8 protein-coding genes are annotated in these 7,964 nt (G+C 72.5%); all 8 read right to left on the reverse strand.

Translation table 11 applies throughout. The features are described 5' to 3' along the window. Window positions 1-79 precede the first annotated feature (79 nt). A complete protein-coding gene (locus tag B4K29_RS10335; RefSeq protein WP_286967242.1) occupies window positions 80-1,054 on the reverse strand; it encodes a DUF1648 domain-containing protein in 975 nt (324 codons plus the stop codon). After that, on the reverse strand, window positions 1,051-1,404 hold the full coding sequence (locus tag B4K29_RS10340; protein WP_286967244.1) for a GntR family transcriptional regulator: 354 nt from the start codon (window positions 1,402-1,404) through the stop codon (window positions 1,051-1,053). The genes B4K29_RS10335 and B4K29_RS10340 overlap by 4 nt, the downstream gene beginning before the upstream one ends. 67 nt (window positions 1,405-1,471) lie before the next feature. Next, window positions 1,472-2,086, reverse strand: a complete 615-nt coding sequence (locus B4K29_RS10345; RefSeq protein ID WP_286967245.1) for a response regulator — start codon at window positions 2,084-2,086, stop codon at window positions 1,472-1,474. 74 nt (window positions 2,087-2,160) lie between these two features. Then, complete coding sequence (locus B4K29_RS10350) at window positions 2,161-3,444, reverse strand: sensor histidine kinase (protein ID WP_286967246.1); 1,284 nt, start codon at window positions 3,442-3,444, stop codon at window positions 2,161-2,163. Between the two features lie 47 nt (window positions 3,445-3,491). Continuing rightward, on the reverse strand, window positions 3,492-4,340 hold the full coding sequence (locus B4K29_RS10355) for an ABC transporter permease (protein ID WP_286967247.1): 849 nt from the start codon (window positions 4,338-4,340) through the stop codon (window positions 3,492-3,494). Beyond that, the gene (locus tag B4K29_RS10360; RefSeq protein WP_286967248.1) at window positions 4,337-5,263 is read right to left on the reverse strand and encodes an ABC transporter ATP-binding protein; all 927 of its coding nucleotides are present in this window, start codon (window positions 5,261-5,263) and stop codon (window positions 4,337-4,339) included. Before B4K29_RS10360 ends, B4K29_RS10355 begins: the two co-directional genes overlap by 4 nt. A gap of 240 nt (window positions 5,264-5,503) precedes the next feature. Continuing rightward, window positions 5,504-6,571 (reverse strand): IS110 family transposase, encoded by a 1,068-nt coding sequence (locus tag B4K29_RS10365; protein ID WP_313666931.1) that lies wholly within the window; start codon window positions 6,569-6,571, stop codon window positions 5,504-5,506. A gap of 265 nt (window positions 6,572-6,836) precedes the next feature. After that, the coding region (locus B4K29_RS10370) for a DUF349 domain-containing protein (protein WP_286967249.1) at window positions 6,837-7,964 on the reverse strand (1,128 nt) is incomplete at its 5' end.

Raw genomic sequence — 7,964 nt, forward strand, 5'->3', positions numbered from 1 at the left:
ACGGAAGCGTCAGAAGAGCCGATAATGCGCTGGTGCGTCACGCGCCGGGAAGGGTGGGGTGGTGGTGTGGCGTGGGTGGTCAGGCGCGGTGCGAGAGGGCCTCGAGCAGGGCGGCGCCGGTCCCGGCGTCGTCGACGGTGATCGTGAACCGCCGGCCGTCGCGGCGGGTGACGCGCAGCGCCGATCCGCCGCGGGTCACGAGGGCCGTTCCGTGCACGGGGGAGAGGCGATAGCCCCAGCCGCCGTAGTGGGACGGGTCGACCTGCACGACCTCGGCGGAGGCGATGTCCTCGAGGGGGACGTGGCCGCGGGGGAGGCCGAGGCGGCCCCGCCAGCGCAGGCCCTGCTGGTCGACGGTGACGCGGAAGCCCGTGAAGGCGAGCGCGATCACCCCGATCAGGACCGGCACCCACGCGACGGTCCGGTCGCCGTCCAGGACGGCGAGTCCGAGGGTCACGACGAAGGTCGACGCCACGAGCACGCTCAACCAGCGCGCCTGCCCCGTGCGGGAGATCCAGACGGCGCGGGTGCCTGGCGCCAGCTCCTGCCGCAGGCGTGGGGCCTGGGGCGCCGGGGCGGGGGGATCCTCCGGACAGGCCTTGGCGGCGAGCCACCCCGCGAGCAGTCCCAGCGCCACCGCTGCGGCGGCCGGCGGGAGGGGCAGGCGGGCTGCATACGGGTCGGTGAGGTCGAGGTGGGCGTGCAGGACCAGGGCGAACACCGTGGACAGGACGACCTCGACCGCGACGAGGCCGGCCACGAGCCCCTTGGCGCTCGTGCCGGGCCGGGCGCGGGTGAGCACGACGGCGCCGACGACCGCCACCGCCACGAGCGCGCCGCAGAAGCCGGCGACCTGGGTCCCGGTGGCGCCGACCTGGTCCGGCACGCCGGCCAGCGTGAAGTGCGAGGCCATGCGGTCCGGCAGCCGGGGCCACCACAAGGCGAGCAGGGCGCCCAGCGCGGCGAGGCAGCCGACCACCGGGACGAGGCAGACCGCCAGGGCGCGACGCCTGGCGGGGGTCGTGCGGCCGGGGCGGGCAGTGCGGCTGGTCATGACGAGGCCTCCTGGTCGAGGAGCGTGTGGAGCTGGGCGAGGGTGACGCCGTGGCGGCGGCCCACGTCGAGCAGGTGTCGTGCGGACTGCTCGAGCTCGGCCGTGTGCAGGCCCTTGGCGGTGACCACGGCGCCCCGGCCACGACGCAGCTCGATGGCGCCCTCGTCGCGCAGCGTGGTGTAGGCCCGGAGCACGGTGTGCATGTTGATCCCCAGGCTCGAGGCGAGGTCGCGGGCGCTCGGGAGCTTGTCGCCGGGCCCGACGTCACCGCGGAGGATGGCGCCGCGGACCTGCGACACGAGCTGTCCGTAGAGCGGCTCGGTCGACTCGGGGTCGATGGTGATCAGCACCCCTCAACCATAGTTGTTCTAGAGCAACTAGAACAAGTTGTTCGAGGATCGTGCGCTGTGGTCTCGGTTACAGCAGACCTCGTTCGTAGGCGACCCGCACCGCGGCCGCGCGGTCGCCGACCCCGAGCTTGGCGTAGGCGTGCAGCAGGTGCGTCTTGACCGTCGCCTCGCTCACCAGCAGGTGCTCGGCCGCGCTGCCGTTGGTGCCTCCCCGGGCGATGACCCGCAGCACCTCCAGCTCGCGCGTGGTCAGCTCGGTGGCGGCGCCGGAGCGGCGTCCGGTGAGCGCGTCCAGCGCCCCGGGGGCGAGCGCGGTGCGGCCGGCGCACAGGTCGACGATCGCGCGGACCAGGTCGGCCCGGCGGGTGTCCTTGAGGAGGTAGCCGTCGGCGCCGGCGGACATGGCCGTCACGACGTCCCGGTCGGTGTCGTAGGTCGTGAGCACGAGGATGCGGGGGCGGGCCGGATCGAGCGCCCGCAGCTCGCGGATCGCCGTGATGCCGTCACCGAGCGGCATACGAAGGTCCATGAGCACGACGTCGGGGGCGCGGCCCGCCTGGGTGAGCGACGCGACGACCGCGAGCGCCTCCGGGCCGCTGGCCGCCTCCCCGACCACCTCGACGTCGGGCTCGCGCTCGAACATCCCGCGCAGCCCGTCGCGGACCACGGGGTGGTCGTCCACGACGACCACCGACAGCGCGCAGGATCGGTCGGGGGAGCCGGCACAGGCAGGGCTGCTGGGGTCGTGATCGGGCCTCATCGGGGCACCGCCGCGCTCACCACGCACCCGCGACCGGGGGCGCTCTCGACGGCGAAGGAGCCACCGCACCGCTCGAGGCGCGCGCGCATGCCCGCGATGCCGTGCCCGCGGTGGGCGTGGGAGCCCACGGGGTCGACCGGGCGGGTGGGATCGGTGTCGGTTGGGCCGGTGGCCCTGGGGCCGGCGTCGCCGGGGTCCGCCACCAGGAACCCCCGGCCGTCGTCGCGCACGTCCAGCCGCACCTCCTCGGGCGTGAAGGTCAGGGTGAGCGTCGCCCGCCGTGCGTCGCCGTGGCGCGCGACGTTGGACAGCGCCTCCTGCGCGATGCGCACCAGCTCCGCGTCGTGCGGGCTCGGGCCGGGCGGGCCCTCGACGACCATCGTGGCGGCGACGTCCGCGCTCTCGCCCCACCGGCGCACCAGGCCGTGCAGGGCGGTCGGCAGGTCCGCGCCGTCGAGGTGCGGGGACGCGAGCGCGACGACGGCCCGGCGGGCCTCGGCGAGGCTCTCGCGAGCGGCTCGGCCGGCCCGATCGATGCGGGCCTGCGTCGACGGGTCGGCGACGTCGACGGCCTCGAGCTGGGTGATGACACCGAGCAGGCCCTGCGCGACGGTGTCGTGGATCTCGCGCGACAGGCGCGCCCGCTCCTCGAGGATCCCCGACTCGCGGGCCTGGGCGACGAGCTGCGCCTGCAGGGCGGCATTCTCGCGCTGGGCGGTCTCGAGGAGCCGGATCGCCTCCTCCCGCCGCGTCACGGCCTCCTCACGGCGGTGCTCGACGGCGATCATCGTCCCCGAGAGCCCCGCGTTGATCAGGACGATCAGGACATACAGCCAGGGCACCGCCCACACGCCGTGCACGCCCCCCGCCTGGGACAGTCCGGTGGCGGTGGCGACGGCGAGGATGCCCAGCCACAGGACGGGCCAGCGAAAGACGCGGACGGCGTCGAAGTAGCCCACGAAGGCGTAGAAGCCGTAGAGCGGGTGCAGCGCGCACAGGGCCAGGCAGGCCAGCGAGTGCAGGACGAAACCCAACGTCCCGGACACCCTGCCGTGCGCGCCCCAGCGCTCCCACCACCCGCGAAAGACGAGCAGCGCCAAGGCGATCCCGGCATAGGCCCACGCCGACAGGTCGGGGGTGAAGAGGTCCCGCGTCCCCAGGCAGAGCGCGGTGGCGGCGAGCACGAGACCGACGGGCACCAGCTGGGGGAGCCTGCGCGAGGCGCCGCCCGCCTGGGGCAGCGATGCGGGTGCTGCGGCGACGCCGATCGTGCTGGCCATGCTCGCCATCATCCTCCCTCCGGCCGTATGCCGCCCCGCCCGCGTGATCACTCCCACCGGAACGCGCGGGCGGCCACCGCGGCGGGCACGACCGTCCAGGCGAGGAGCACCGCGAGCTGCGCGAGCGAGGGCCACGAGCCGTGCAAGGCGTCCAGCATCGCCCCGGAGGCGGCGCCGCTCGGCGTGAGGTCCGCGATCCGTGCGAGCAGCTCGGGGAACACCGAGCGCGGCACCCACATCCCCGCGAAGAACCACAGGACGAAGGTGAGGACCGTGCCCACCCCGGTGGCCATGCGGGGGTTGGTGGCGAGCGCGCTGACGAGACCGCCGATGGACAGGAACGCGCCGAGGGACAGCACGGTGACGAGCGCGAACGCCAGGACGTTGCCGGGCGGTGGGTTGCCCAGGACGGTCGGGATCGCCACCATCGCGACGGCCACGACCAGGGTCACCGCGCCGAGTGAGATCATCACCGCGCCCAGCAGCACGGCGGGGGAGACCGGGGTCGTGCGGAGGCGCTTGAGCACGCCGTCGGTGCGGTACTGCGCCAGGATCGTGGGCATGCCCTGGACCGTGAGCAGGCTGGCCGTGAACAGCACGAGCACCGGCAGGTAGACCTGGGAGAAGCTCCAGCCGCCGAGGTCCGCGGACGCGGCGCGGGTGGCGGGCACGAGAGCCAGGACGACGTCGGCGACCACGGGGATGAGCACGGCCCAGATCACCAGCCCAGGCTCGCGCAGCAGCAGACGGGACTCGTTGGCGGTCATGGCCCCGAGCGCCGACCGGCGGGGTGGCGGGGCGACCCTCGCGGGGGTGGCGGTGCTGGACGGGGCGGACGGCGTGGAGGGCGTGGAGGGCGTGGAGGGCGTGGAGGGCGTGGAGGGCGTGGAGGTCATCGCTGGTCCTCGGATCGGCGCGGGGTGGTGAGGGACAGGTAGGCGTCGTCCAGGTTGGGCGCCTCGACGCGGAGCCCGCGCGCGCTGACCCCGATCGCCGCGAGGTGGGTCACGAGGGCGCCGACCGCGTCCTCGCCGCCCGTGACGGTGACGCGGTCGCCGTCGACCGTCAGGTCGGTGACGTCGGGCAGGTCGAGCAGCCGGGCGGTCTCCTGCCCTCCGAGCGGCCGCGACGGGGTGAACCGGATGCGCTGGACGCCGCCGGCTGCGCTCGCGAGCGCGTCGGGGGAGTCGAAGGCCGTGACCCGGCCGCCGTCGAGGATCGCGACGCGGTCGCAGAGGTGCTGCGCCTCCTCCATGAAGTGGGTGACCAGCAGGATCGTGACGCCGTCGCGCCGCAGCTCGGCGAGGAAGGCCCAGATCTCGCGGCGCGCGGCCGGGTCCAGACCGGTGGTCAGCTCGTCGAGGATGGCGATGCGCGGGTTGCCGACCAGGGCGAGGGCCACCGACAGCCGCTGCTGCTGGCCGCCCGAGAGGCGCTCGAAGCGCTGGTCCGCCTGGACCGAGAGACCGAAGCGTGCGAGCAGCTCGTCGGTGTCCCGAGGGGCGGGATAGAAGGAGCGGTAGAGGTCGAGGACCTCGCGGGGCGTCGTCTTCTTGGGCAGGCGAGCCTCCTGCAGCTGCATGCCGAGGATGGCGCGCAGCGCGGGCGGGTCGTCGTCGGGGTCAAGCCCGTCGACGCGGACCGTGCCGGAGTCGCGGCGGCGCAGACCGCCGATGCACTCCACCAGGGTCGACTTGCCGGCGCCGTTGGGGCCGAGGATGCCGACGATCTCGCCGGCCTCCACGTCGAGGTCGACGCCGCGGACGACCGGTCGGGCGTCATACGACTTGGTGAGGGACGAGACGTGGATGAGGGACATGTCCCCAGCGTGCTCGCGGACCCACCCCGGCGGCATCGACCGGGTGGCCACACCGATCCTCCACCGATCGGTGGATCACGCCGGGGGTCGGGCCTCGATCCACGATCCAGCAGTGCCCGTATGCCGAGGGGCCCGCCCCCTCGCGGGTGCGGGCCCCTGGCCGGATCAGCCTGACCTCGACACGTCGGCCGGGCTTCGTCACATCCCCGTGGCGTGCGAAGTCGGGCGATTGCTCCTATGTCAAGCGGCCGTCTGTAGCGCGGTGGTGGGGGTGGGTTGGCGGCGTTCGTGGTCGGTGGTCAGGGCCCGGAAGGTGATCCTGCACAGGTGGCGCTTGAGTCGTCGTAGGGCGTCGGCCTTGCCCTTGCCGGCGGCTCGTTGCTTGGCGTAGTAGGCGTGGCCCTGGCTGTTCTTGTCGCGGATCTGGGTGATGGCGATGCGGTGGAACGCGGCGTTGATCTGACGGTTGCCGCTGCGGCTGAGGCGGACCTTCTTGTTGTTGTCGGCGCCGGACCAGACCGGGATCGGGGCGATGCCGCCGTGGCGGGCGAACGCGGCTTCGCTCTTGAACCGCAGCGCGCCGGCGGACTCGCCCAGCAGCTTGACCGCGCTGAGGTCGCCGCACCCGACGATGTCCAGCAGGGCGGGGGCGTGCTGGCGGGCCAGGTCGCGGATCTGCTTGTCGTAGGCCTTGATCTTGCGGGTGCAGGCGATGATGTCGTCCAGCTCGTCCAGGGCGATCTGGGCCAGCACCCCGGGCTGGGTGGACAACCACTGGCGCAGGTGTTCCTGGTGCTTGAGCGCGGTGAGCTTGCGGGGGCCTGGCTCCCGGTCGGGGTCCATCTCGTGGACTCGGTTCCGTAGTGAGTTGGTCAGACGAGTCCGGTTGACCACCAACGCGTCTCGTCGATCAGTGAGCAGCTTGGCCTGTCGGGAGACGTCGTCGTGAGACGCGACGGGCAGGTCGGGATCGTGCAGGTAGGCCCGCGCCACAGCAGCCGCGTCGATCGGGTCGGACTTGCCGCGGGTGCGAGCCGCGGCGCGAGCCGCAGCCATCATCTTGGTGGGCACCCGCACCACGTGCTGGCCCGCCGCGAGCAGATCGCGTTCCAGGCGAGCGGACAGGTTCCGCACGTCCTCGATCGCCCAGACCAGCTCGGTGCCGAACTGCTCGCGGGCCCACGCGACGGCCCGCGCGTGACCGCTGCTGACGGCCTTGACCGTGAGCTGGCCCAGCTCGCGGCCTACCGGGTCGACCGCGACGAACGTGTGGTTGTGCTTGTGAACATCAGTACCAACGACAACCATGGGGTCGTCTCCTTCACCTGATCCGTGATCAACAAGGAGGCTGGGCCGGTCAGCTGACACTTCTCAGTCGGGGCGATGCCACGCTCCTATCAAGTCAAGCTGGCCGGTCCAACACGTCACAGGTTCGGCACAACCGCCAAATAGCTAGACCCCAGATCCCAGGGCAGCAATGCGCCTACGAGCCATCCCCCATGACGTGTTGGACCCAACCACCGCAAGGCGGCACTGTCCAGACTCACACTGAGATGTGCCTACCTGAGGTAGGTCAGGCCTGGGCCTTGTGGACCATCTCGAGCAGGGCCCGACGGGAGGCGAGGGACTCCTCGGCGGCCTTGATCTTCTTCTCGTCGCCGGAGGCCCTGGCCTTGTCGAGGGCCTTGTTCTCCTTCTCCAGCGCCTTCTCGATCTGCTCGGCGAAGGCCGACGCCCGGTGGTTGACCTCCGGGTTCGACTTCTTCCACTTCGCGTCCTCGGCGTCACGCACGGTCTGCTCGACCTTGCGCAGCTCGCCCTCGATGCGGCCCATCTCGGAGCGGGGGACCTTGCCGGCGGCGTCCCACTTGTCCTGGATGGTGCGCAGCGCGGACTTGGCGGCGTTGAGGTCCTTGATCGGCAGCAGCGCCCGGGCCTGCTCGAGCAGACCCTCCTTGACCTCGAGGTTGGCGCGGAACTCCTTGTCCTCCTCGGCCGAGACCTCGTCCTTGGCGTTGAAGAACGCGTCCTGGGCGGCCTTGAAGCGGCCCCACAGCTCGTCGTCCTCCTTGCGCCCGGCGCGACCGGCCTTGCGCCACTGGTCCATCAGGCGCTTGAAGGCGCCCGCGGTCTGGCCCCACTCCTTGCTGGCCGAGAGCTTCTCGGCCTCGGCGACGAGCTTCTCCTTGGCGGCCTTGGCCTCGGACTGGGTGGACTCCAGCTCGGCGAAGTAGACCCGGCGGGCCTTGTCGAAGGAGTTGCGGGCCGTGCTGAAGCGCTGCCACAGGGAGTTCTCGGACTCGCGGTCGAGCTTGACCGACGACCGCTGGTGCTTCTTCCAGTCGTCGAGGAGCTCGCGGATGCGGGCGCCGCTCGCCTTCCACTGCGTCTTGGCGGGGTCCTGGGCCGCGATCTTCTCGGCCTCGGCGACGATCGCCTCGCGCTCGGTGCGGGCCTGGTCGCGGGCGGCGGCGCGCTCGGTCGCCTCCACCTGACGGCGCGCCTCGATGGCGGTGGCGATGGACTCGACCTTGGCGTCCAGGCCGGGCAGGTCGCCGACGACGTTGGCCTCACCGATGTGCTCGCGCAGCTTGGCGAGGTCCTCGGTGGCCTCCTTGGCGGACAGGCCGGTCTGCAGCACGCGGTGATAGAGCAGCTCGGACGCCGCCCACATCTCGTCGTACTTGCGGGCGAAGTAGGC

Source organism: Arsenicicoccus sp. UBA6765 (assembly GCF_002453335.1).
In the GTDB taxonomy this organism is placed as follows: domain Bacteria; phylum Actinomycetota; class Actinomycetes; order Actinomycetales; family Dermatophilaceae; genus Arsenicicoccus; species Arsenicicoccus bolidensis.

Excerpts from the sequence above, each read along its gene's own strand:
- B4K29_RS10335 (WP_286967242.1), bottom strand. The coding sequence starts at position 1,054 with ATGACCAGCCGCACTGCCCGCCCCGGCCGCACGACCCCCGCCAGGCGT.
- B4K29_RS10350 (WP_286967246.1), bottom strand. The coding sequence starts at position 3,444 with ATGGCCAGCACGATCGGCGTCGCCGCAGCACCCGCATCGCTGCCCCAG.
- B4K29_RS10355 (WP_286967247.1), bottom strand. The coding sequence starts at position 4,340 with ATGACCTCCACGCCCTCCACGCCCTCCACGCCCTCCACGCCCTCCACG.
- B4K29_RS10360 (WP_286967248.1), bottom strand. The coding sequence starts at position 5,263 with ATGTCCCTCATCCACGTCTCGTCCCTCACCAAGTCGTATGACGCCCGA.
- B4K29_RS10365 (WP_313666931.1), bottom strand. The coding sequence starts at position 6,571 with ATGGTTGTCGTTGGTACTGATGTTCACAAGCACAACCACACGTTCGTC.